Raw genomic sequence first — 23964 nt, forward strand, 5'->3', positions numbered from 1 at the left:
AAGATTTATACTTATTTTTAGTGCAACCGATTAACTAATAATTTTCTACAAAACAAAAAGCACACCATATATAGTGTGCTTAAAATTTAATATATTATTATCTCTTTGAGCATCTATATCCTGCCCTAATTGCTTCTTTTTCAGAGTTAAAATATATCGCATTAACCATATTTAGACGATAACTATGTTGCCCAGGTACATGATAAATTTTTGAATTACGGTTGCCAATAATTCTTTTAGTTCCTGTTTCTATGTACCGATGTATTTTGTGTAAATAATTACGGGATTGTCTGTGATACCCTTTAGCTTGAACTACCATTGTTGGTTGAAGAATGTCTTTATCTAGAAGATTGATCAAACCACAACTACTTAGTAATAGCAATACAGGTAATAATATTTTTAATAGTCGATTTTTCATTTAAGTACCTCAATCAATAATTAAATATCACTTATATTATTATAACAAATCATTAAATCATGTCGAAACACTATAAGTATTTTTTGCTAGTTCTTTTAGCTTTTAATTATATTTATCAAAAATTCTTCCACTTACTTGATTCAATAACTTACTGGCTAAATCATAAAAGTTAGCTTTGACCCATTATCTTGGTAAACAAACAATTTTGTATTACAATTATAGTTATCTAAAAAAAGTGGTTATCTTACAGAATTTTCAAACTAAATATAGTGGCAACATGATTTCTGCTCAAATTTTTAGTTAGAAAGAGGACAATATGATTGATAATACCCCTCATCAAACCAAAGCATATCTTGCTGGCGTTAATTTAAATGACCCTAATTTTGACTACTACATGACTGAGCTTGCTAACTTAGCCGAAGCAGATAATATGGAAGTTGTTGGCCAATCACGACAAAACGCAGAAAAAGTAGTTACTGGTACTTACCTAGGTCTTGGTAAAATTAACGAAATTAAAGAGATGGCACGTGGACTAAAGGCTAAAATTCTTATATTAAACGATGAACTTTCACCAGTCCAAATCCGCAATTTAGAAAATCTAACTAAATTACAAGTTATTGATCGCACAGAATTAATTCTTGAAATTTTTTCTAATCGTGCACGAACTAAACAGGCCAAATTGCAGGTCCAATTAGCACGTTTACAGTACGAACTGCCACGTTTACATCCATCGCAAAACAACCTAGACCAGCAACGAGGAGGTGGTTTTGCCAACCGTGGTGCTGGAGAATCAAAGCTGGAATTGAATCGGCGAACACTGGGTAAGCAAATCTCTGCTATTAAGCAAGAACTAAAAGCAATTTCGGAACAAGAAGAAATCAAAGCTAAACGTCGCAATCAAAACCATATTCCAAAAGTAGCTCTTGTCGGCTACACCAACGCTGGAAAATCTACGACAATGAATGGACTTTTGAAAAAATTTTCTCAAGAAAATCATGATAAACAGGTTTTTGCTAAAAATATGCTTTTTGCTACCCTAGATACAAGTGTACGCCGCATTGAATTAAATAATAACTTTAGCTTTATTCTTTCCGACACGGTTGGGTTTATTTCTAAGTTACCACATAAGTTAGTTGAATCATTCAAAGCCACTTTACAGGAAGTCAAAGATGCTGATTTGTTAATCAACGTTGTTGACGCTGCTGATCCTAACATGATTCAAATGATTCGAACTACACAAGACGTACTAACTGAAATCGGGGTAAAAGATACACCAATGATTACAGCTTATAATAAAGCTGATAAAGCCAATCGTAATTATCCCCAAATTGAAGGTAATAATATTTTGTATTCAGCTATTGATACAGCTTCAATCACTACTTTAGCTAAGTTAATTACTAAACGAGTATTTGCTGATTATCAAAAAGTTGATTTACTCTTGCCACTATCTGCTGGTAAGACTCTAGCTCAATTACATGAAGACACGCAAATTATTAGTGAAACTTATCAATCTGATGGTGTTCACCTAACTGTGCGCATGTCTTCGCAAAAGCAAAATCAATTCACACAATACGTCGTATAAGTATAATATTTATTCAAGCAAAAGAGACCTTTAAATTAAGGCCTCTTTTTATTAATTATAAGAAAAATTATTGAATCACTCGTTTAGCAATACAAGGATAAAAATAAGAACTAATTGTTTGTTGCACCACTCCTTGGTCTGGACTTGCTGCATTCACATATTGATTATTGCCAATGTAGATACCAACATGGTACGGGGCATCAGGAGATCCCCAATACAATAAGTCTCCCGGTTGCAGTTGATTCATTGCAACTGTTACTCCTACTTTAACCTGATCAGTAGTTACTCGCGGCAAGCTTATTCCACCAACTTTGTTATAAATATACTGGACAAGTCCTGAACAGTCAAAATTATCGGGGCCATTTCCACCCCATGCATATCCTTTACCAACCTGACTTCTTGCTAAATCAGCTACAGCTTTGGCACGTTTATTTACTTCAACAGTTGCAGTCTGTTTATTAACTGATGTTTTTTCGATCCCTTTAATTTTATTGATATTTAACTTACTAATAATAACCTTATTTTTAGACTTGGCTACCTGATTCACAAATCTTTGCCTTTTACGTTCTTTTTGACGGTTATTTCTATTATTCTTTTTCTTAGCAACAATTGATTTACTTTTAGTCTGATTTATATCGACTGTATAACGTGCTTCAATCCATTCATTAGGACCAATGCGATACCATAATCGCTGCTTACGGTCTACAGCAACTTCAACAACGTTCCATTTACTTTTGTCTTTTGCATGAAAGGCAATTAATTGTCCACCATCATAATTAGTCCAAATTTTCACACTTTTTCCGGGCAAATAATTAATCTGAACACGCTTGATCGGTGCTTTTAATGTTGCGGCATTCACCATTTTTTGAGGTACAGCAGTCACTACACCAGTTATGGTTATTGCTGCTGCTAACCCCATTTTCCAAAAATTCCGCTTCATAAATCCATACTCTCCTTATTAGTAGCCTAAAGTAATCAAAAGAAATAATATTAACTTTATTTTAACTGCTTAAAGTTTTTAATCAAGTTACAGCCATCTTAATGTTAACAAAAAAGCACCTAGACTATCTCCAAGTGCAATTTTTTTGCTTATTTAGTTATTTGACTAGTCAAGCACGCGCTTGGCAACTGAGGGGTAGAAGTATGAACTTAAACTGTCCTTGACAACACCTTGTCCTGGTGCTGCTGCATGAATATATTGATTATTACCAATATAAATACCTACATGATAAGGAGCATTAGGCGACCCCCAGAATAAAAGATCTGAAGGTCTCAAATTTTGCATTGAAACTGTTTTGCCTTGTTTGACTTGAGTATAAGTCGAACGACTAACCTCTTTACCCGCAGCCTTGTTATAAACATATTGAACTAAGCCTGAGCAATCAAACGCACCAGGACCATTACTTCCCCAAGCATAAGCTTTCCCAACTTCTGCATTGGCTAAGTCTACAACTTTCTCCGCCTGTGTTGAACTGATAGAAGATGCTAGACTTTTTTGAACTACTTTTTTAATATGACGAGCAGGCTTAACAGTATAACGAGCTAATATCCATTGATTATCGCCTATTTGATACCAAGTTCTACCTTTCTCATCAACTGCACTACTCAACACTGAAACTGTCTTGCCGTGCTTAATTCTTTCGCCGGTAAAAGTTGGATTCTCGTAATTATCCCAAACATTGATACCGTATCCAGGAATATAATTAATTTTGACTTTTTCAGTTGCCGCATCAACATCAGAAGATGTCAATTTTGTATTAACAGTGGTAGCAACCCCAATACTAGTAACTGCCAGAGCGGCGGCCGTGGTAAATTTTACTAAATTACTCTTAACTTTCAAAATTAAATTCCCCCCAATATTAAGTTTATTTTCAATCAAATAATATTTAAACAATATTTATCTACTTCTACATACATTTATAATTCTACTCGTGCAGTGTTACAAAAATGTTACAAAAATAATACTGATACGTAAAAAAGCCCTATCAGGAATTTTGCTCTTGAAGGACTAAAATTTGGATTCTTGTATTTTAGAAATATTATTGAGTTTGATTGGTTTTATTCAATTATTCTCTTTGCAGCAGAAGGATAAAAGTAAGCACTCATTGGTTGCTGTAATACACCTTGATCAGGAGTTGCAGCATGAACGAACTGATTATCACCCACGTAAATTCCAACGTGGTAAGGAGCAGCAGCTGACCCCCAAAATAACAAATCGCCCTTTTTAAGTTTCTTCAAAGAAACATTCTTACCAAGTGTCACTTGAGAGTAAGTAGTTCTTGGCAGTTGGGTATTACCAGCTTTTCGATAAACGTACTGTACTAAACCCGAGCAATCAAAAGAATAAGGACCAGTTGCACCATATACATAACCTTTTCCCACCTGCTTTTTAGCAAGTCGTACAACAGCATTACGGGATTTAGTTATAGAATTAGCACTAACATCATTTGATGTAGTCACCAACGCTGTACCAGCAGTCGTAGTTCCTATTAAAACCAGTGCTACTACTGCAATTATCTTTATTAACCCATATTTATGTCCGTGTTTCAAAACCAATCTCTTCTCTCAACTAAATATTTCTTATTGTTTCTTGTTTAATTTGCTAGTTAACTTGACTGACAATCTATATACTACTCAATAAATGTTACACATTCATGTCAAAGAAGCTACAAAACATTAAGAATTAGTCGAAGTGTAATTTTAAAACTCTACGATTAGGATTAGGCTTAGGCTTTTAATAATTTTGGTACTAATGTTGCAAGTTTTTTTGTGGTAGTGGCCCAATCATCATTAACTAATATGTGAGCTTGTTTCTTTAGGCTTTTTGGTAATTCGTTTAATTCACTGCCACTTAGACGTTCACTAATTTTGGCTGGACTGTCACCTCTTTGCATTAATCGTGCTGCTAATTCTTTTTTAGTACTGGTAGTAACATACAAAAAATAAACTTGCTGTTTCAAGGCCGTAAGATACGACCTAACGCCATTAATATCAACAATTAGTGAAACTAATTCATGTTCTTGCCAAGCTTCATCTAAAGCCTCTTTACTAGAGCCATATTGGTAAGAGCCATACTTAATATGTTCGAAAAAATGTAGTTTTTCAAAACTTGCATCGCTTTCAAAATAATATGATTGATTAGGCACTTCTTCTTGGCGCATGGGTCTGGTCGTATGCGTCACTACTCGTGGAATAGCAAATTCGCGAGTCAAATATTCCGAAATAGTAGTTTTACCAGCACCGCTCGGGCCAGCAATTAAAATTAATTTTCGCATAATCCAAGCCCCCTTTACTTGAAAACCATTTGCTTTTATAATAATATCTTTCTATTATAATGAAACATGGGTAAGAGAGGAAGTAAAAATTATCATGAAAAAAACAGATGTAAAAATAGATGATATTCTGAGTGCAAAATCTGAAGAAGAACTCACCCAACCCTTTATTGGCAAGGTTGAAAAAATTTACGAAAATTCTGCCCTGTTAAAGATCATTGACTTTGATCCCATCGATAAAACTTCAGTTGGTGATCTTAATCATAAGATTGTCGTCAACTTTAAGAATTTAAAGACTGCACCTAAGCGCAAAATCAAAGAAATTCGAGACCTTGCAGAGAGCGATGTCAAAGTTGAAAAAATTGCCAAAACTGACCAGATATCAGAGCAAAATTCTACTGAAAAGCAAACTAATGATAAATAATAGTTTCTCTAGTGAGTTTTAAACAAAAAAGCGCAATTTCTTGTTAACAAAAATTGCGCTTTTTTAGTATGAATTAATACCTAATGCCAAGATAAACCCAAACTTTCACTAAAACTATGATCGCTAGTTTAACTAAAAATAGAGTCTCTCTTAGCGTAAAATAACTTGCCCTTAAGCAAACTTAATCAGGACTCACTGAATCTTAGCTACCATCTGTAGCTTTTGCATTGCTACCTTGCAAAAATACTCCTACTGTTCAATTTTTAAAAATATAATTAGCACTTAAACCCGCTGAATTAGAGTCAATCCAACGCGATGACTTCAAAAAATGACGCTCTCTTTAGTTTGTCCTAACCTAGCAGTAATAAGAATAAGCTATAAAATTATTATTTCTTCCAAAAACTACTATAAGTTAACACTTCTTAAAATTATGGGAGCATTCAACTTTTGAATAACACATTTTGTAACGTCATATATAAGCAATAAATTATGATAGGTATTTATTAATTACAAATACCAAATATATCATATTAAGTGGTAATAAATAGGGCTTAAAAGCTATTACCAAATGTGCTTAAGAATATGATATATCATTTTGACAGCTCGTACAGATTATAAAAAAAAAAAAAAAAAAACAATATAAAATTACCTATCTTTCAAATAGAAGCACGTCCTTTTTCAACTGATTATTATTTCATTTTTGTTGTCATAATTGGGGTCACAAGCAATTTTTAAATTAATAACAAGCAATAAAAAGTTATTTAATTACCATGCAAAAATAGTAATTAAAATAGATCGGACTATTAGTTATCCTTAAAGCCTTTTTTTTTACACTATTTTTGCCTACAATTAACTAATAAATATTTATTACTTGGAGAAAAAAAGTGAAAGAAAAAGTAAAAACCATTCTATTTTGGTTCATCCTCAGTCAACCGTTTTTAGATTTATATTGGTTCTATCATGGAGAGTTAGCCAATATTTTGCCATTTACCTTACCTACTATTATTCGTCTTGTGACAATTGGAATACTGCTAGGCCTTTTCTTTAGTCAAAAAAAGGCACGCAAGCAGCTAATTAACCACAAATGGTTATTTTGTTATCTGTTAGTTTTATTCATTTATTCGGTATTGCATCTTCTCCATGTTAAAAACTTTACCAGTATTAATCCCAGTGGCTATAATTACTCAACTAGTGGTGAAATTTTTTACTTAATTAGGATGATATTGCCCTTAATTGTCTTATATTTAACTTCAGAATTGCACTTTAGTGCGTTAAATTTACGCCAAGTAATCACAGGAATTTCAACGCTTTTCTCCGGAACAATTGTCGTATCTAATTTATTCGTAATTTCATTAAGATCTTACGAATCCGGAACGATCAGTGCCAATATTTTTGCTTGGTTCTTTAATACCAATATTGGTTACTCACACTTAGCTTCAAAAGGTTTTTTCAATTTTACCAATATGATTTCAGCAGTCTTATTCATGCTATTACCACTTATGGTCTACTATCTATTCACCAATTTTAATTGGCGCATTGTCACTTTAAATATCATTCAGGCACTGGCAATGGTGGAAATTGGGACAAAGGTTGCAGCAATTGGCCTAATTGGGGGAATAATCATTTGTTTAGGATTATTTCTTTTCCATAAGTACCTAGTTAAAGACATTAAGTCAGATGGGCGAGCTTTATTAGTGGTTATTTTGCTTGGAATATCTGCTGCTGGATTAATAACTATAGGTCCGGCTGTTCAACGCTACCATTATGAAATTTATTTAGCAAAACAGTCCGACCATGATTTAACTAAAGCAAAGCAAGAACTAACGCAGGGACTTAAAAAGTATCCTACAGGAAATAAGCGCACTGAATTTTTACAGCGCTATATTAAACAATACTACCAAGTATACGCTCTTAATCCTAAATTTGTTTTTAAAAGTTATCCTTACCAATATGATCCCGAATTTTGGCTGCAGATTATGCGTGAGCCGGGCCAAAGTCGTATGGGAAATCGTCATATTGAGCAAGCAATGCTTAAGCAAGTTGTTAAAACTAATAATAACTTGGGTGACAAGTTCTTCGGCATTTCTTATGTGCGTGAGAACAATATTTTTAATCTTGAGCGCGACTTTTCTGCTCAAATTTACTCCTTGGGTTGGCTGGGGATGATACTCTTTGTTAGCCCGTACTTAATTATTATCATTTATGCAATCTACCGCTGGTTGCGGTATCAATCTACTCGAACTTACTTAGTAAGCTCACTCATTCTTTCAAGCAGCTTTATTTTGTTAGCTGCTTTCTCTTCCGGTAATGTCCTTGATTTCCTAACCGCCAGCTTTATTCTTGCCTTTATCGAGGGTAATTTGTTGAAATATTCGTAACACTAAATAATTAAAACAGGTAACTAACCATTATTTTGGCTGTTACCTGTTTTTAGTTATTTTTGCTTAATAAACGAAGCATCTGGAATTCTAATTAAATAATAGCGAGTAGCAGTATGACCAGCATGTAACCCAATACCATTTTGCCATACCGATTTATACTTTGCTGTATAAACCGCTACATAGGCTCGTTGATATTTGCGATCCTGCTTTCTTAATTCTTTTTCATTATATGGAATCCGAGCAGCGTTTATATCTAAGGGATTCTTATCATAGGCCACTGTCGCAAAATTACTTGAAACTGTTGTCTTATTCCCAGCACAATAGTAGGTGTATGTCTGGGTACCAATTTTTTTCTTTTTTGAATCAATCGTTACATAACTGGAGTTACCAGCTCCCGTATTAATAATTAATGGTTGATACGTAATAGTTGATGAAATTTCACTCGTATCTTCAAGATCAGGATTATCGAGCATTGTTTTACCAAAAAGGTATCCTACTCCGATTAGCAAAACCAGAACTTCCAAAAGATCGATTAATAAATTGGGCCAATTAAATTGCTGATGCTTCTTGATAATCATCGCTAAATGACGTTTACGAATATTTTGAACAATAAACACCAGATAAAGAATAGCGATAACCCATAATAAAACACCAAGAAAATTCCAGCTTATCATAATAGACCTCCTATAAGTTCCATTATATTGTAAAAAGTTTATTTTGGATAGGTGCTTTAAATGAATGTCACTTCATCAACCAAATTTTACTCACTCCAAATTAACCCTTGCTTGTACTTACCTTTTTATTGCTTACTGTCTTGCTTTTTACTGGTATCTCATTTTTTTGATACTCACGCACTTGATGGAGTTTAGCCATTACCGCATCAGCAAGACGCTCACTTACTTCATCTTCATTTTCAATGAGTTCCTTATCCGTAGCCAATTGGTCAATTCGAAAGCCAGATGCATTCAAATAGTCTGATTCAGTCTCAAAATAAACATTCAGAGGTTGTTTCGTATTTTCATCAAAAAAATTAGCAATTTTCTTATAATCACTGTACGGCAAGTTGATAATATTATTTTCTATCGCGAATGTAACTGGTCGCTGTCCTGTCACTTCAAGAGCAATATGTCCTAAAGAATCATGCCTTATTGCCGCACCCAACTCTTTCACCATCTTAGATGCCAATGTCTTAATTTTGGTTTTCGATTTGCTAATTTCAGCGTACTTAATCGTTTCTAAATCTTCTAAATAATCTTGCTGTTCAATTTTATTGGTTAAATCGATTAAATTGATTTTCAAAGTAAAAGTCCTTTTCAAATTTAAAACTTAGTTATTAGTCTTCTATAACGATACTCAAATTCTTACCTAAAAACAATTTATTTTTATTTCTTTTAAAATTATTTTTAAAAAACATCAAATTTAAAAAACAAAATTATTTTGCCAAAAGTTAAATTGTTATCATAAAACCACTTTATTTATAAGTGTTTTGCCAAAAAATAAAATAACAAAATTATTTATATTTTTGCGAAAACGCATTATTTTTGTTAGCTACTCGGAAAACATAACTATGACCACTTTACAAGCGTTTTCATCTAGAGTAAATTTATCATACAGATAAAAAATTAAATTAATTTTTTAGTGAAAGGTAGACAAAAATGTCAGATAAAGTTTATACAGATTATTTCTATAAATCAGCCGACTTTGATAAAAATCATAATATGGGGTACAAAGAACTTCATATTCCAGAAGGTGTCGAGGCACAGCCTCTAATTGTACCTCCAGTTTTGGAGCCAGATAAGCAGGAAGGTAACGATATTTGGTTTACAATTGAATCTCAAGAAGGAGATTTCCAATTTTTACCAGGTAAAAAAACACATACTTGGGGATATAATTTCCCCGTCCTTGGTAAAACCATGGTCTTAACAAAGGGACAAAATGTTCATGTCACACTAAAAAATAGCTTACCCGAGTTAACAACCTATCATTGGCACGGAATGGAAGTTCCAGGACCTGGAGCAGATGGTGCATGTCATTCACCTGTATATCCTGGAGAAGAAAAGCACATTGAGTTCACTGTTAACCAACCCGCTGCCTTAACATGGCTACATGCTCATCCATGTCCATCAACTGCTGCCCAAGTTTGGATGGGGTTAGCAATGGGGGTTGTAGTAACTGACGAAAATGAGGCTAAGCTACCAATTCCTAAGACTTATGGCAAAGATGAATTTCCAATTATTTTACAAGATCGAATTTTCCATGAAGACAACCAATTTGATTACAAGGCAGATTATAATGCTATGGGAATCTTTGGTGATGTTCCTGTTATCAATGCTGTGATTAAACCTTATGTTGATGTAACTACTCAAAAGGTTCGTTTACTATTCTTAGGTGGCTCAAACCGACGAGAATGGCGACTCCACTTTACTGATGATCTTGTAATGACTCAGATCGCTGGTGATGATTCTTTCTTGGAACATCCTGTGAAAATGACTAAGGTTTTAATCGGGCCCGGTGAACGTCAACAAGTTGTCGTTGATTTTGGTGCATATCATGATGGCGATATCGTTAACCTATATACTGATGACTTCAAATTGGTTGAATTTAGAATTCATAAGTACGAAAAAGACGACAGCGTTATTCCTGACACATTATTTACGCCAAATGATCCTGAAGTTAATCCAGATGCAGAAGTACGTAAAGTAACAATGGATAATCACAACATGATCAATGGCAAGCAATTTTCAATGCAGAGAATTGATATGAAGCAAAAGCTAATGAGCACTGAATATTGGGATATTACTAATACTAATGACAAGACTCATGGTATGCTTCACCCATTCCATATTCATGGTGCTCACTTCTTAGTTGTTTCGCGCGATGGCAAAGAACCTTATCCAAATGAAAGAAATGTTTACAAGGATACCGTAGAAGTTGCTCCACAAGAAACAGTCCGCGTTAAGGTTTACTTCCAAAATGCTGGTGTCTTCATGTATCACTGTCACATTATTGAACACGAAGATGCAGGAATGATGGCTCAAATCCAGATCGTAGATCCAAAAGAACCAGATAAGAAATATGATTTGATGGATATGGAAACCTTAACCAAGGCGTTTGCTGAAGAAAAAGGAATCCCAATGGATGAAGTTTGGTGCCCAGGAATGGACGTCGAAGGAATGGATGTTAAAGGCACTGACCATACTATGGATTCTCTATCTGGTGCTAGTCACCATTAATTTAACCATTAATAAAAATATTAAAATCGCTCATTTTATTGAGCGATTTTTGCTTTACACTATTTTTCATGATATAAATACCTTATGACTAAAAAGAAATTCTTCAACAAGGTTTTAATTAAAGTTGTATCAGGCTTACTTATTGTGGGGCTTATTTTTGTTTGCCTAAATTCAAAAGAGATCATAAATCATTATGATTGGTTAACTCTCAATTCGAAGCAGAAGATAAATGTTCCTTTAGAAAATCAGTACCCAGAGCTGCCTAATGGCTGTGAAGTAACCTCTTTAGCTATGCTTTTGCGCTATTATAATATTAAAGTAACTAAGTTAGACCTATCAGAAAAGATTAATCATGTTGCTTCTTTTACTGATAATGGTCAGTATCGTGGAAATCCCCATGTCGGTTTTGTGGGCTATATGAGTCTAGCAAATGCAGGATGGTGCGTTTATAACGAGCCCTTAATGCAGGTAGCTCGCAAATATACTAATCGTATTCAAAATTTTACTGGACACGACTTTATTCAAGTAGTAAAACTGGTATCTGAGGGTCACCCCGTGTTGATTATTACTACCACTAATTTTGACCGCGTTAAAGACATGCAAACTTGGTCAACTAAGCAAGGAATAGTGCATGTTACGCCATCATCACATGCTTGTGTTCTTACAGGTTTTAACAAGGAAAAAAGGCAAATTTACGTTAATGATCCCTTTGGTCAAAAAAATAAAAAAGTTTCCTGGAGTGGACTAGAACGTAGCTATAATCAGCAAGGAAAGCAGGCATTATTTTTAAAATAACAAAAAAGGCAGGTTCAATTAAGAACCTGCCCTTTTTAAATCAAGGCTCATTTTTACAATGAGTGACCACTTCTGTTCACATCAGGTTAGTCAACGACCAACACTTCCCGTGTCTGCCACTTAAGGCGGGTGTCCTTATCCAAATCCGCATCTCGCGTTTTTGTCGACTCGCAATTACTTATTATAAACATCTTTATTTCGCTTGTAAAATTTTTTTATTCTGAAAAAGATTTCAACACACATATTAGATAATAGCATTCCTAATGCAATTGCTCCTGTAACTACAATCACTCGCAAAATAGCATCATTGGCTCCTTGAATATTGCCAGAAGTCAATCTACGCACCGCTTGATAAGCCGGAACTCCGGGTACAAGTGGTACAATAGCTGGAATATAAAATACCGTTGCTGGACACTTCTTTCTTCTTGCAAAAATAATTCCCAAAATTCCTACAGCAAAGGACCCAAGTAAGTTTGCAATTAAGCGCCCCATATTAGCTCTCATTGCCAGCCAATAAATTATCCAGCAAATAACCCCCGCCATTCCACTCAAATTCAAAACTCTTCGTGGAACATTGATTGTCAACGCAAAACCAACCGAAGCTCCATAAGCAAAAATAAGATTAATAATTATTTCTAACCACAATGGCATTTTTATGCTCCTAAAAACTTCAATATAATTCCAACGCCACCACCTAAGGCAAAAGCAGTTAAACATGCTTCACAAATTTTAACCATTCCAGAAAGCAAGTCACCTTTAAATAAGTCACGCAAAGCATTTGTTAAAGCTAAGCCTGGAACCAACGGCATTAGTGCTCCCGTTAAGATATGATCAATGACCATTGTAGGGAATATGTGATCCATACCAACTGCCATTGTTGTCATTACAATGGCAGCAACTAGTTCAGACAAAAATTTAACGTTTGTAAATCGTTTAAAATAGTAAAAAGAAATGAAGCCACACATTCCAACTATTGCAGCAGCTGGAAAATCAATCCAATCATAATTATTCATAAACATAACCATTAAAGTTGCACTAACTATAGCAGCCCCAACAGCCTGTAACCAGATTGGAAATGTCGGATAACTTCCATGAGCAATTTTATCTACCTCATTTCTGACCTGCTGCAAATTGATTTTTTGATCTGCGAATGCCCTTGACAATGAATTAATTCGATCCACCAATTCAAGATTAATATTTCGTTCATGAACTTGCACCGTTTGACAATAATTTCCTCGATCTAGGCTCATGAATATTCCCGTTGGAACAATAAAAACACGCGGATCTGGTTCCCCTGCTGTTTTCGCAATCCTAATCATTGTATCCTCTACGCGGTACATTTCACTCCCCCCCTCAATCATCAATTCACCTACAGTCAAACAAGTATCTAACAACTCTTGGTAAAAAGTCTTATCTTGCTCATTCACAATTCTATACCTCAAAACTTATTTCATCGTTTCAATATCAATTGTTTTATCAATCCAATTTCCTTGGAAAAAGTCTCGCTCATGACTAACAATAATGACACCACCTGCAAAATTAATTATTGCTTTTCTTAAAGCATCCTTGGAATCACGATCTAAATGATTAGTTGGCTCATCCAAAAACAATAAATTGGCTGGTTCGAATTGCATTTTGGCTAATTTGACCTTCTCCTGCTCGCCACCGGATAATTTTTTTAACGGACTCATTGCCTGCTGGGCGGTTACCCCTAATCTAGCCAATGCTCCACGTAATTCCTTTGGCCTTTTACGTTCAAATTCTTCTTGTAAATATTGAAGCGGAGTCATGTTATTATTGGGCCAAATTAAATCTTGTTTAAAATAAGCAATTTTAGCAGTTGTCACTATTTCAAAAGAACCTGCAAGTGGGTTAAGTTGGCCTAATAAAGTCTTCAACAAGGTTGATTTACCAATACCATTAAAACCTGTGATAGCAACTTTTTCTTTACCACCAATAGAAAAATTAAATGCTTTTTTAACTAGTGGCTCGTTATATCCAATGACCAGATCCTGTGTTTGCAACAGTAAATTTGAGGCAGTTGCAACATAAGGAAATTCAAAGTGGGCATGCCGATTTTCTTTTGGAGGGTTTAAAATATCCATCCTAGCAAGTTGACGTTCTCGAGACTTTGCGCTCTTGGATCTGGTTCCCGCCTTATTCTTGCGAATATAGGCTTCAGTCTTGGAAATTTTGCGCTGTTGATTAGTGTAAGCCTTTAAATAGGTCTCTTTATTGGCTTCTTTTTGGCGCATTGCCTGTTTAAGTGTTCCCGTGTACCGCGTAATTGTCCCTAAATCAACATCAATAATACAGTTAGCAATTCGGTCTAGAAAATCATAGTCATGGCTGACAACGATAAAAGCACCTGAAAAATCATTTAAATAATCTACAAGCCAGTCAATATGTGTTACATCTAAATAATTTGTAGGTTCATCCAATAATAATACATCTGGATTTTGCAGAAGTAACTTGGCCAGAATTATTTTTGATCGCTGTCCACCAGATAATTTTGCCACATCATGATCATAACCTAAATCAGCTAATCCTAATCCCGCGGCAACTCGTTCAATTTCCGTATCAATTCCATAAAAGTTATGCTCTTCTAAGTAAGTTTGTATCTTACCGGCCTTTTGCAGCAATTCATTAGTACCATTATCGCCATACTGCATATACAGCTTTGTTAGCTCTTTTTCTTGTTGATAAAGTGGCGCAAAAGCGGTTCTCAAAAAGTCACGAATTGTAACTCCTGGGGTCAGCTTAGCATACTGGTCTAAATAACCAACACTTACCCGACTTTGCCACTTAACTTGACCATCATCTGGTAAAATTTCACCAGTTAAAATTTTAATTAAAGTTGATTTACCAACACCATTTTGTCCAGTAACTCCCATGTGATCTTCTTTGTTCAAAACAAAATTTGCATCTTCATATAATGTTTTATCAACAAAGTGCTGGCCTAAATTATTAACAGTCAGTAAACTCATTATCTATCCCCTTAAAGTAAAAAACAACTTGCTCTAGTATATAATAAAGTTATATCTTTAGCTTGTTTTTGTTCGCCAGCTAAATTTTTTTAAATTAATCAAGTAATAATTGCTATTCAATAAAAAAGTTAGGTATTACCTTGTAAATAATATCTAACTTCTTAATTAATAATTTCATATAAAGTACAACTTATTTTTGGTCCCGCTCAAATTTTTGTAGGGCTGTTAATACTTTAGGCCAATATCGCTTAGGAAGAATCAACTGTAAGCGATCATGATAAATTGGAAAGTCACTTCTCTTCATTCCAGTAATTTGTGCTAAATCCTCATCAGATAACTGAAATTCATGAGCAATGCGTTTAATTTCAACTGAAGCATGACCCCGAAACCATGATAAAACAAAGAAAAACATTGCAAAGATACTAGCTACCATAACAGCTATAGGTAAAGACCATTTAAAAGTTCGATTACTAATGAAAAAAACAGCAATAAATGCGATTAATGATGAAATAATCCCATAGACAATAGGAAAAACTCTTTGCTTATGCATCCTTTAGCCTCCACATCTTGAAATTTTTTAATTAATCAGTGAGAAATTATTAATTTGCAGAATTTTGATTATTAGTTGTTGCATCAGAGTCATTGGAAAGAACTGATTGATAGATCTGATAATTATTAAATGGAGTAGGATCTTTCCATTTAATATTGTTATTTTGTTCATTCATTTTATTGAGCCTTGTTTCATCGTTATCAAGAATCTCACTATCTAACCCTAAATTCAGACGTAATTTATTAGATACTCGTTGCAATTCAGCAGTTGATGCTATTTGAATTGATGACCCATTAATCCACGCATCATGCCCCTGAATATAATCACTATCAATATGCTGCGAACAATTGCGATAGGTTAATGCTAAAGCTAGCATATCATTAAAAGTTAGATTCGTATTAACATATTTAGTAAAAATTTTAACTAATTTACGATAATTCGCAAGAGTATCAACTGAAATCGCCTTATTAACAACAGCCGTAATTACTTGTCGCTGACGAACTTGTCGGCCATAATCTCCCCTAGGATCGTCATGTCGCATTCGAACATAGGCAACAGCATGTCGACCATTAAGGTGTTGCTTACCTTTATGAAAATCGCACCAATCATACGAAAAACTAAATGGGACATTGACATCTACTCCGCCAACTGCATTAACCAAATTTCGTAATGCTTTCATATTAACTTCAACATAGTAGTAGATGGGAACATTAACTAACGCAGATACCGTCTTCACTGCAGCTGAACTACCACCTACACCATAAGCTGAATTTATCCTAAAAATATTATATTTATCACCTGGATCGCCCAAAATATTGGCTAAAGTATCCCGAGGAATTGAGGTCATTGTCGACTTACTTTTAGCTGGATTAGCGGTAGCCAGTATTATAGTGTCTGAATTACCGCGATCATGCCGCCCCTCAAGTCCTTGATCAACACCTAGAATTAAAATCGAAATTGGTTGACGTTTAGCAATTCGAGCTGATGTAGCTGTATTACCACCTTCACCATCAATGGCACTATGGAGTGCAAAATACATGTGTGCTGTCCATGCAAGTGCCAGACTCACAAAAATAACAGCAACTATACCACATAAGCGAGCAAAGGAATTACCGTGACGCGTACTTGTTGGACCAGCCAAGACATGATTACGTTGGATATTTAACGATGATTGTTTCTTACGGTAATCTTCTCTACGTTTTGAATTTGGATCCATTCCTTTATTTAATCCTTCCATCCATATTATGATTATGCATCTTTATTTGTATCACTTAAGAACTTGAATTAAAATATTATCAAATATAATTAATAATATCTTATTTTTTGCTTTTGAGCACAATTATTACTAAATTTCAAAGGAGATTTCTAATGACAATTCCTAAAAGAACGCAAGTTCCAACTAAACTTAAGTGGGACCTTACTCGTGTTTTTAAATCTGACAATGAGTGGATAGCCGAATACCAACAAATCAAACAAGAAATTCCCACTTTATCTAAGTTACGCTCTGACTTTATATCATCTGGTCAAAAACTATATACTGGTTTAACCAAAATTCTTGATATACGCAGGCGCCTTGAAAAAGTCTATACTTATGCCACTATGGCAAGTGATGTTGATACAAGTAATACACATTATCTGGGGTATGTTGCGCAAGCACAAACTCTTGCTAATGAATTTGAATCAGTTACCGCTTTTATCAATCCTACTATTTTAAATCTTTCTCCAGAAAAATTGCATAAATTTATGCAACAAGAGCCGTATTTAAATAAGTATCAGCATCTGCTTGATGAAATTATTCAAATGAAACCACATACCTTATCTTCTAATGATGAGAAATTGATTGCAGCGGCGGGAGATGCCCTAGAAAATCCCGAAAATACTTATAATGTATTAACAAACTCCGATATGGAATACGGTTATGTCCAAAACGATGATGGTGAAATGGTGCAATTGTCTGATGGCCTATATTCGCTGTTAATTCAATCGCAAAAGCGTGAAGTGCGACATGATGCCTTTGATTCAATGTATGCAACTTATGGGCAATTTCAAAATACTCTTGCATCAACATTGGCAGGCGTTGTCAAAAAGCATAATTATCTCGCTAATATTCATCATTATGATTCGGCTTGCAATAATGCCCTAAGTGAAAATTGTATTCCTAAAGTAGTATATGATACCTTAATCAAAGAAGTAGACGACCATCTTAACTTGCTACACGACTACGTATTTTTACGTAAGCAGCTTTTACAACTTGATGACTTACAAATGTGGGACATGTATGTGCCACTGACTGGCACGCCCTCTCTTTCTTATACTTTTGATCAAGCCAAAAGCAAAGCAAAAGAAGCTCTAGAGCCTCTCGGAAGTGATTATCTCAAACAAGTCGATTACATTTTTAACAACCGCGTTATCGATGTCGTTGAGTCACAACATAAGGTAATAGGTGCCTATTCTGGCGGTAGCTATGACACAGATGCTTATGAATTACTCAATTGGAATGATAGCGTTGATTCTCTTTACACATTAGTCCATGAAACCGGTCATTCTGTTCATAGCATGTATACTAGACAAAATCAGCCTTACGCCTATGGCGATTACCCTATTTTTGTAGCAGAAATTGCTTCAACTACTAACGAAAATATTTTAACTGAATATTTTCTCAATCATCTTACTGAACCAAAAGAGCGCGCTTTTATACTTAATTACTATCTTGATTCCTTTAAAGGTACCTTATTCAGACAAACCCAATTTGCTGAATTTGAACAGTATATCCATGAAATGGATGCTCAAGGTGAACCATTAACCGCAGACTTTTTTAATGACGCTTACGGCAAATTAAATCAGCGTTATTATGGGGATGCTGTTGAAGAACATAGTGATATTGATAAAGAGTGGGCCCGAATCCCTCATTTTTATTATAACTTTTACGTTTATCAGTACGCGACAGGTTTTGCTGCAGCGACAGCACTAGCTAACAACATAGTCCACGGAACTTATACACAAAAAGAAAACTACATTAATTTTTTGAAATCCGGTTCAAGTAATTATCCAGTTGAAATCATGAAAAAAGCAGGAGTAGACATGACCAAGCCCGATTATTTGGAGGAAGCTTTTAAAACTTTTGCTCAACGCCTTGAGGAATTCAAAAGTATTATCAAAAACAATTTTAAATAACAAAAACAAAAATCACTTTCTCATTTTATATAGGAAAGTGATTTTTGATTATATTAAACCCGCTCCTGCCAGAAGCGCCATGCAAGCTTTTGATATAACTTGCAGCCATCAAGATAATCTGCTACTTCAATAAATTCATTTGGTTGATGATCAGTTTTACCTTCCGCTGGCCCTAAAATAATTACAGGAAAATTACCAGCCTGAATATATTCAGAGGCATCAGTCGCACCTGTTCCTGCTGTAAATTCGCAGTCTTTACCAAATTCTTGCTGAACAACTTCTTGTGCCAATCTGGCTAATTGACTATTAGATTGATCTGGTAGGGGTACTTCAGGATAACTGTAACGAATTGAAAGCTTTGCTCCTTGAGAATTTAATTTTGCAATTATCTGTTCTAACTCACCACAAATTTGATCATTCGGATATTTCGGAGTTGTCCGAATATTACCGGAAAGCCAAGCCTGATCTGGCACAGAATTAATTTGATTACCACCCTGAATCTGACTAATTACATGTGTCAAAGAACCTAAAATAGGATCTTTTTCTTGGTGACCATCCATTAAAGATTGCGCCTGTTGTGCAAACTGAATTAGTGGCATAATAGCATTTTTACCTTCTTGTGGGATAGAGGAATGTACGCATTTTCCACTTGAAGACACATAATAATCAATTATACCTTTATGTGTTACTCGAATATTAAAATTGGATGGCTCACCAATAATAAGTCCGTCCAAGTCTTGAACATAACCTTTCTTGGTTAATTGTGCAGCCCCATATTCACCAGTTTCCTCACCAACTGAAGCCAAAAGACGAATTCGACCAGGTAACTTTTTGCCACTCTCAAGTAAGTCAAGCATTGATACAATCATCGCAGCTAATCCAGATTTCATATCGCTGGCTCCACGACCATAAATTTTTCCATTATAAAGCGTTGGTGTGAACGGTGGAAATTGCCAATTGGTTTGATTCCCAGCATCTACAACATCTTCATGACCAGAAAAGCCTAATAACGGTCCCTTATTGCCTAGTGTAACAACTAAATTATCCCGACCAGGTTCATAAGTAATACGCTCAATTTGGACTGGGTAATTAGCAAATAAAGCTGCTATATAGTCTGCCACTAAGCTTTCATGATCGTTCGCCGAATCAATTGCTAATAAATCAGTCAAAATCTTTATTGCACGCTTCTCATCCACAATTTTCCCTCTCTTACGTTTCTAATACCTTCGCCAAAAAGTCTTGAGCCCTTTGTGTTTTTGGTTGTGAGAAAAATTCTTCTGGTTTCGCCTTTTCTTGGATATAGCCATCAGCCATGAACCAAATTTCATCAGCAACGTTTTTGGCAAACCCCATCTCATGCGTTACAACAACCATCGTCATTCCTTTTTGTGCTAAATCCTGCATTACTTTAAGAACTTCACCAACCATCTCGGGATCAAGTGCAGACGTAGGTTCATCAAATAACATTACTTCTGGTCCCATTGCTAAGGCTCGCGCAATAGCAACCCGCTGTTGTTGCCCTCCAGAAAGACTGGCTGGAAAAGTATCAGCCTTATCTTCCAGTCCCACTTGTTTTAAGAGCTCAATTCCCGTTGCTGTAGCCTCTTTATCACTAACATGCTTAACTTTCATCGGAGCTAACTTAATATTTTCAATAATACTCATATGGGGAAATAAATTAAACTGTTGGAAAACCATACCCATTTTTTCACGTAAAGTATCAAGTTGATTTTCACTTAAAGCTGTTAACTCTTTGTTTTTAAATAAAACTTTCCCCGCAGTTGGCTGATCCAACAAGTTAATACAACGTAAAAAGGTACTTTTACCAGCACCAGATGGTCCAACTAAACAAATAACCTGACCATCCCGAACCTCAGCATTAATATCCTTTAAAATGTCATTTTGACCAAACGATTTTTTTAAATGTTCAACTTTAATCACTGTCTCATTAGTCATGTTTCATTTTCCTTTCAAATACTTTCATTAAACTGGATAAACTAAAAGTAATAATAAAGTATAAAATCATCGTAATGACTAAGGGCATAACACCTCGATAAGTATCCGCTTGAACAATTCGCGATTGGTAAATTAAATCCTTAACTCCAATGACTGATACAATTGAACTTTCTTTAATAAGGGAAACAAATTCATTACCAAGAGCTGGCCAAATATTTTTCATTGCTTGAGGCATAATCACATAACGCATTGTTGCTGAGCGAGAAAGCCCTAATGAACGTGAAGCCTCTGTTTGTCCTTTGGCAATTGAACTAACCCCCGAACGAATTACTTCAGCCACATAAGCAGCAGAATTAAGAGCAACAGCAATGATTCCTGATAATAGTGCTGGAATATTAATAATTAGCCCTAACCCGAAATAAATAAAAAGCAACTGTACCATTAATGGCGTTCCCCGGACAAATTCAATATAGGCCGTAGCAATTGTATGAGCAAATTGATTATGGCTTAACCGCATTAGCGCTAAGATTGCTCCAAGTAAGAAGCCAAAGAAAACCGAAATTGCTGAAATGAATAAAGTATACCCCACACCAGCTATAAAGAAATCCTTATATGCCCACATTGAATTAGAGGCCTTAGTAGCCTTTTGGTTTTTACCATTGGTCAAATATTTACCAGCTTTAGGTAAATAAACCTGATTAATCAGGTCTTTTTGTTTAATTTCTGCTATCGACTTATTAGCTGCATTCACTAAGCTCTTTGCCCCCTTATGAAAGGCAATTGCTGAGCCAGCTGAATCAACTTTAAAGCCTGATGGAATAGCAGTAATACCAGAAGTATTTTTTGCAAAAGCACCGGCAGTAGCCGTATCAACGGCAACAGCATCAAACTTTTTGGTTTGCAAACCTAAAATCAAATCACTATCTTTATCCATTGTTTTTAATGTAACTTTTTTAGCCTGCTGCTTAATAAGCGTAGCCTGTAAACTACCGGTTTGTGCACCAATTGCCTTGCCGGCAAATGAGTGATAATCATGATATTTATTCTTATCGGAAGTTCTAATTAAAAGATCCTGGCCACTTTTGTAATATGCATGACTGAAGTCTACACTTTGTGCCCGTTTTGGCGTTGCATCCATACCGGAAATAACCATATCAAGTTTGCCGGTTTCTAATGCTACCAGTAATGAATCAAAGTCCATTGTCCGGACAACCAGCTTAACACCTAAATCACGCGCCACCTTTTTTCCGATTTCAACATCGATTCCTTCGACTTTCGACTTGCCATTAATATTTTTGACAAATTCATATGGAGGAAAATCAGGACTAGTCCCCATTATCAGTTCGCCTTTTTGTTTAACTTTTTGTAAATAATTATCTGTCACCTTGGGTGCTGTTTTACTAGCAGCACCAACATTTTGCGGGATTATGGTTAGTAGTATCATTAACAATAGAATACTTTCAAGCCATTTCCATGCTTTTTTCATTGTTTTCCCTCCGTGTATGTAATAAAAATAATTATAATAATCAAAAAATAAAAGTACAACGACTAATTCAAAATTCGGCATAGATAGCAGTCATCCAAAGAACCTACCACAAAAATATAATAATTTAATTATATAATTTTAGTTAATTGATAACAAAAATAAATAAATATAATTATAATTTAATTTATTTTATAGAATTACAATTTAAATTTCAATATTTTAGTAAGTCTCCTAAATTTGATTATAATAAAAACCCCGAAGTTGTCCTAACTTCGGGGTTTTTATCAATTTTTACAATAGTGATTTTTTTCAAAATTAAACAACGCCCATTAACAGGCAAACAATTAATTATGAATGAGATGCACCTGAAACAGTATCCGAGTCATCTACTTTCATTTGATTTTCTTTTGTGACAGGATATGGCTTAATCCTTGTAGGATCAGTATTTGATCTCAAATTATCAGCCGTATAGTTAATATGCGTTATTCTTGCTCGTTTCACATCTTCAATCGTCTTACAACCAGTTAATTGCATATCGATCAATAATTCCTTATTTAGTTGCTCAATTACCGATTGAACTCCTTTTGCTCCACCTAATGCTAACCCATAGAGGTATGGCCGGCCAATCCCAACAAGATCGGCACCAAGTGCCAATGCCTTAAAGACATGTGAACCGCGCCGAACTCCTGAATCAAAGATGATTGGTACACGATGATTAACCGCCTTAGCAATTTCTGGAAGCATATCGATTGTTGCAGGCCCACAATCAACTTCACGACCACCATGGTTAGTGACAACGATTCCGTCAGCACCGGCACCCATTGCAAGATAAGCATCTTCAGCACACATAACACCCTTAACAAAAACAGGCAGCCCTGACATTTCTTTAATCCGTTTCACATCCTCCGGACCAATCTTTTGAGCAGATGAAGCATACATTTGAGCGACTGTTTGACCTTCACCCTTAGCACCCTGGTAACGAGTAAAGAAATCTAACGGTACTGGATAAGCAAACTTAGTTCGTAAATTAGCTTCTCTAAATCCTGAAACTAATGCGTCAACTGTTAAAAAGATTCCCTTGTAGCCGGCTTTTTTGACTGCATCAAAGACCATTTTATTGAAATCCCAATCTTTACTGAGATATAGTTGGAAAAAGCGTGGTGCTTCTGGAGCAGCAGCAGCAATATCTTCAACGCTCTTGTTAGCATAGGTACTAGAGCTAAACAATGCTCCGGCAGCGGCAGCACCTATCTGTGTTGCAACTTCAGCATCTTTATGTGCAATTCCATGACAAGCTATCGGTGAAATCATAACCGGGGTCTTTAATTTCATGCCCATAAATTCAGTATCAAGCTGAGGATCTGTCATATTAGTCAAAGCACGCGGAATAATTTGGAAATGATTAAACGCGGTCGTATTGTTTCTCCAAGTCCATTCATTCTCTGAACCAGAAGCAATGTAGTAGTATGCACCTTCAGGCATAACGTTCTTTGCACGTTCCTCAAGTTCATCAAGATTAATCATATTAATCGCTTCATCGCGATCACTTTGCGGAAAACCGTTGTAATAGGATGTCATTTTTTAAAACTCCTTTTGTTAATTCTATTCAATAAACTACACAACTATCATTATACATAAAATCGCTTACACAGGTTAGTTGAATTTCAATATGTTCGCCTATTCTAGTGAAAACAATTACATTTATC

The 23964-nt window shown here is 35.2% G+C and carries 21 protein-coding genes and 1 pseudogene; 6 read left to right on the top strand and 16 right to left on the bottom strand.

Annotated features, from left to right (window positions below):
* Positions 1-97 precede the first annotated feature (97 nt).
* Positions 98-241, bottom strand: a pseudogene (locus F5ESL0246_RS06995) (DNA-entry nuclease); the annotation flags it as partial.
* 493 nt (positions 242-734) lie between these two features.
* Between F5ESL0246_RS06995 and hflX the strand changes: the two are divergent.
* Positions 735-2000: a GTPase HflX gene (gene hflX, locus F5ESL0246_RS07000; protein ID WP_122019019.1), complete on the top strand. Its 1266-nt coding sequence runs from the start codon at positions 735-737 to the stop codon at positions 1998-2000.
* Between the two features lie 67 nt (positions 2001-2067).
* Here hflX and F5ESL0246_RS07005 read toward each other — a convergent pair whose 3' ends face one another.
* The 4 genes from F5ESL0246_RS07005 to F5ESL0246_RS07020 all read right to left on the bottom strand — a co-directional run bounded on the left by F5ESL0246_RS07005 (position 2068) and on the right by F5ESL0246_RS07020 (position 5275).
* Positions 2068-2940, bottom strand: a complete 873-nt coding sequence (locus F5ESL0246_RS07005) for a C40 family peptidase (protein ID WP_122019021.1) — start codon at positions 2938-2940, stop codon at positions 2068-2070.
* 165 nt (positions 2941-3105) lie between these two features.
* Positions 3106-3840 (bottom strand): C40 family peptidase, encoded by a 735-nt coding sequence (locus F5ESL0246_RS07010; protein ID WP_122019130.1) that lies wholly within the window; start codon positions 3838-3840, stop codon positions 3106-3108.
* Positions 3841-4058: 218 nt separating this feature from the next.
* Positions 4059-4550 carry a C40 family peptidase gene (locus F5ESL0246_RS07015; RefSeq protein WP_369916870.1) on the bottom strand — a complete coding sequence of 164 codons (492 nt, stop codon included), beginning with the start codon at positions 4548-4550 and terminating at the stop codon, positions 4059-4061.
* A gap of 176 nt (positions 4551-4726) precedes the next feature.
* A complete protein-coding gene (locus tag F5ESL0246_RS07020) occupies positions 4727-5275 on the bottom strand; it encodes a guanylate kinase (RefSeq protein WP_122019023.1) in 549 nt (182 codons plus the stop codon).
* 94 nt (positions 5276-5369) lie between these two features.
* On the opposite strand from F5ESL0246_RS07020, the gene F5ESL0246_RS07025 reads away from it, so the two are divergent.
* Together F5ESL0246_RS07025 and F5ESL0246_RS07030 are read left to right on the top strand one after the other, a co-directional pair.
* Positions 5370-5696: a DUF2187 domain-containing protein gene (locus F5ESL0246_RS07025; RefSeq protein WP_122019025.1), complete on the top strand. Its 327-nt coding sequence runs from the start codon at positions 5370-5372 to the stop codon at positions 5694-5696.
* A gap of 884 nt (positions 5697-6580) precedes the next feature.
* Positions 6581-8074 carry an O-antigen ligase family protein gene (locus tag F5ESL0246_RS07030; protein ID WP_122019027.1) on the top strand — a complete coding sequence of 498 codons (1494 nt, stop codon included), beginning with the start codon at positions 6581-6583 and terminating at the stop codon, positions 8072-8074.
* A gap of 56 nt (positions 8075-8130) precedes the next feature.
* Here F5ESL0246_RS07030 and F5ESL0246_RS07035 read toward each other — a convergent pair whose 3' ends face one another.
* Together F5ESL0246_RS07035 and F5ESL0246_RS07040 are read right to left on the bottom strand one after the other, a co-directional pair.
* Complete coding sequence (locus tag F5ESL0246_RS07035) at positions 8131-8751, bottom strand: LVIS_2131 family protein (RefSeq protein WP_122019029.1); 621 nt, start codon at positions 8749-8751, stop codon at positions 8131-8133.
* Between the two features lie 100 nt (positions 8752-8851).
* Positions 8852-9376, bottom strand: a complete 525-nt coding sequence (locus F5ESL0246_RS07040; protein WP_122019031.1) for a hypothetical protein — start codon at positions 9374-9376, stop codon at positions 8852-8854.
* 356 nt (positions 9377-9732) lie between these two features.
* Between F5ESL0246_RS07040 and F5ESL0246_RS07045 the strand changes: the two genes are divergently transcribed.
* The gene (locus F5ESL0246_RS07045; protein ID WP_122019033.1) at positions 9733-11310 is read left to right on the top strand and encodes a multicopper oxidase family protein; all 1578 of its coding nucleotides are present in this window, start codon (positions 9733-9735) and stop codon (positions 11308-11310) included.
* A gap of 84 nt (positions 11311-11394) precedes the next feature.
* Complete coding sequence (locus F5ESL0246_RS07050; RefSeq protein WP_122019035.1) at positions 11395-12105, top strand: C39 family peptidase; 711 nt, start codon at positions 11395-11397, stop codon at positions 12103-12105.
* A gap of 174 nt (positions 12106-12279) precedes the next feature.
* On the opposite strand, the gene F5ESL0246_RS07055 is transcribed toward F5ESL0246_RS07050, so the two are convergent.
* The 5 genes from F5ESL0246_RS07055 to F5ESL0246_RS07075 form a co-directional block, all read right to left on the bottom strand.
* Positions 12280-12756 carry a threonine/serine exporter family protein gene (locus tag F5ESL0246_RS07055; protein WP_122019037.1) on the bottom strand — a complete coding sequence of 159 codons (477 nt, stop codon included), beginning with the start codon at positions 12754-12756 and terminating at the stop codon, positions 12280-12282.
* A gap of 2 nt (positions 12757-12758) precedes the next feature.
* A complete protein-coding gene (locus F5ESL0246_RS07060) occupies positions 12759-13535 on the bottom strand; it encodes a threonine/serine exporter family protein (RefSeq protein WP_122019134.1) in 777 nt (258 codons plus the stop codon).
* A gap of 15 nt (positions 13536-13550) precedes the next feature.
* Positions 13551-15092, bottom strand: coding sequence for an ABC-F family ATP-binding cassette domain-containing protein (locus tag F5ESL0246_RS07065; RefSeq protein WP_122019039.1), 1542 nt, complete (start codon positions 15090-15092; stop codon positions 13551-13553).
* 190 nt (positions 15093-15282) lie between these two features.
* Complete coding sequence (locus F5ESL0246_RS07070) at positions 15283-15642, bottom strand: hypothetical protein (protein WP_122019041.1); 360 nt, start codon at positions 15640-15642, stop codon at positions 15283-15285.
* A gap of 49 nt (positions 15643-15691) precedes the next feature.
* Positions 15692-16858, bottom strand: coding sequence for an LCP family protein (locus F5ESL0246_RS07075; RefSeq protein WP_122019043.1), 1167 nt, complete (start codon positions 16856-16858; stop codon positions 15692-15694).
* A 152-nt stretch (positions 16859-17010) separates the two neighbouring features.
* Here F5ESL0246_RS07075 and pepF point away from each other — a divergent pair, with 152 nt between their 5' ends.
* The gene (pepF, locus tag F5ESL0246_RS07080; RefSeq protein ID WP_122019045.1) at positions 17011-18816 is read left to right on the top strand and encodes an oligoendopeptidase F; all 1806 of its coding nucleotides are present in this window, start codon (positions 17011-17013) and stop codon (positions 18814-18816) included.
* Between the two features lie 53 nt (positions 18817-18869).
* On the opposite strand, the gene F5ESL0246_RS07085 is transcribed toward pepF, so the two are convergent.
* The 4 genes from F5ESL0246_RS07085 to F5ESL0246_RS07100 all read right to left on the bottom strand — a co-directional run bounded on the left by F5ESL0246_RS07085 (position 18870) and on the right by F5ESL0246_RS07100 (position 23836).
* Positions 18870-20012, bottom strand: a complete 1143-nt coding sequence (locus F5ESL0246_RS07085; RefSeq protein ID WP_122019047.1) for an ArgE/DapE family deacylase — start codon at positions 20010-20012, stop codon at positions 18870-18872.
* 13 nt (positions 20013-20025) lie between these two features.
* Complete coding sequence (locus tag F5ESL0246_RS07090) at positions 20026-20772, bottom strand: amino acid ABC transporter ATP-binding protein (RefSeq protein WP_122019049.1); 747 nt, start codon at positions 20770-20772, stop codon at positions 20026-20028.
* Entirely contained in the window at positions 20765-22258 is a 1494-nt protein-coding gene (locus F5ESL0246_RS07095; protein ID WP_122019051.1) for an ABC transporter substrate-binding protein/permease, read from the bottom strand. The genes F5ESL0246_RS07090 and F5ESL0246_RS07095 overlap by 8 nt, the downstream gene beginning before the upstream one ends.
* A gap of 348 nt (positions 22259-22606) precedes the next feature.
* A complete protein-coding gene (locus F5ESL0246_RS07100) occupies positions 22607-23836 on the bottom strand; it encodes a lactate oxidase (protein WP_122019053.1) in 1230 nt (409 codons plus the stop codon).
* Positions 23837-23964: the final 128 nt, after the last annotated feature.

This window comes from Lactobacillus sp. ESL0246, from assembly GCF_003692965.1.
Classification (GTDB): domain Bacteria; phylum Bacillota; class Bacilli; order Lactobacillales; family Lactobacillaceae; genus Lactobacillus.

What these genes read in the sequence shown, in the direction of transcription:
- hflX (WP_122019019.1), top strand. Translation starts at nt 735, where the DNA reads ATGATTGATAATACCCCTCATCAAACCAAAGCATATCTTGCTGGCGTT.
- F5ESL0246_RS07090 (WP_122019049.1), bottom strand. Translation starts at nt 20,772, where the DNA reads ATGACTAATGAGACAGTGATTAAAGTTGAACATTTAAAAAAATCGTTT.
- F5ESL0246_RS07025 (WP_122019025.1), top strand. Translation starts at nt 5,370, where the DNA reads ATGAAAAAAACAGATGTAAAAATAGATGATATTCTGAGTGCAAAATCT.
- F5ESL0246_RS07020 (WP_122019023.1), bottom strand. Translation starts at nt 5,275, where the DNA reads ATGCGAAAATTAATTTTAATTGCTGGCCCGAGCGGTGCTGGTAAAACT.
- F5ESL0246_RS07075 (WP_122019043.1), bottom strand. Translation starts at nt 16,858, where the DNA reads ATGGATCCAAATTCAAAACGTAGAGAAGATTACCGTAAGAAACAATCA.
- F5ESL0246_RS07035 (WP_122019029.1), bottom strand. Translation starts at nt 8,751, where the DNA reads ATGATAAGCTGGAATTTTCTTGGTGTTTTATTATGGGTTATCGCTATT.
- pepF (WP_122019045.1), top strand. Translation starts at nt 17,011, where the DNA reads ATGACAATTCCTAAAAGAACGCAAGTTCCAACTAAACTTAAGTGGGAC.
- F5ESL0246_RS07100 (WP_122019053.1), bottom strand. Translation starts at nt 23,836, where the DNA reads ATGACATCCTATTACAACGGTTTTCCGCAAAGTGATCGCGATGAAGCG.
- F5ESL0246_RS07070 (WP_122019041.1), bottom strand. Translation starts at nt 15,642, where the DNA reads ATGCATAAGCAAAGAGTTTTTCCTATTGTCTATGGGATTATTTCATCA.
- F5ESL0246_RS07095 (WP_122019051.1), bottom strand. Translation starts at nt 22,258, where the DNA reads ATGAAAAAAGCATGGAAATGGCTTGAAAGTATTCTATTGTTAATGATA.
- F5ESL0246_RS07045 (WP_122019033.1), top strand. Translation starts at nt 9,733, where the DNA reads ATGTCAGATAAAGTTTATACAGATTATTTCTATAAATCAGCCGACTTT.
- F5ESL0246_RS07065 (WP_122019039.1), bottom strand. Translation starts at nt 15,092, where the DNA reads ATGAGTTTACTGACTGTTAATAATTTAGGCCAGCACTTTGTTGATAAA.
- F5ESL0246_RS07005 (WP_122019021.1), bottom strand. Translation starts at nt 2,940, where the DNA reads ATGAAGCGGAATTTTTGGAAAATGGGGTTAGCAGCAGCAATAACCATA.
- F5ESL0246_RS07055 (WP_122019037.1), bottom strand. Translation starts at nt 12,756, where the DNA reads ATGCCATTGTGGTTAGAAATAATTATTAATCTTATTTTTGCTTATGGA.
- F5ESL0246_RS07050 (WP_122019035.1), top strand. Translation starts at nt 11,395, where the DNA reads ATGACTAAAAAGAAATTCTTCAACAAGGTTTTAATTAAAGTTGTATCA.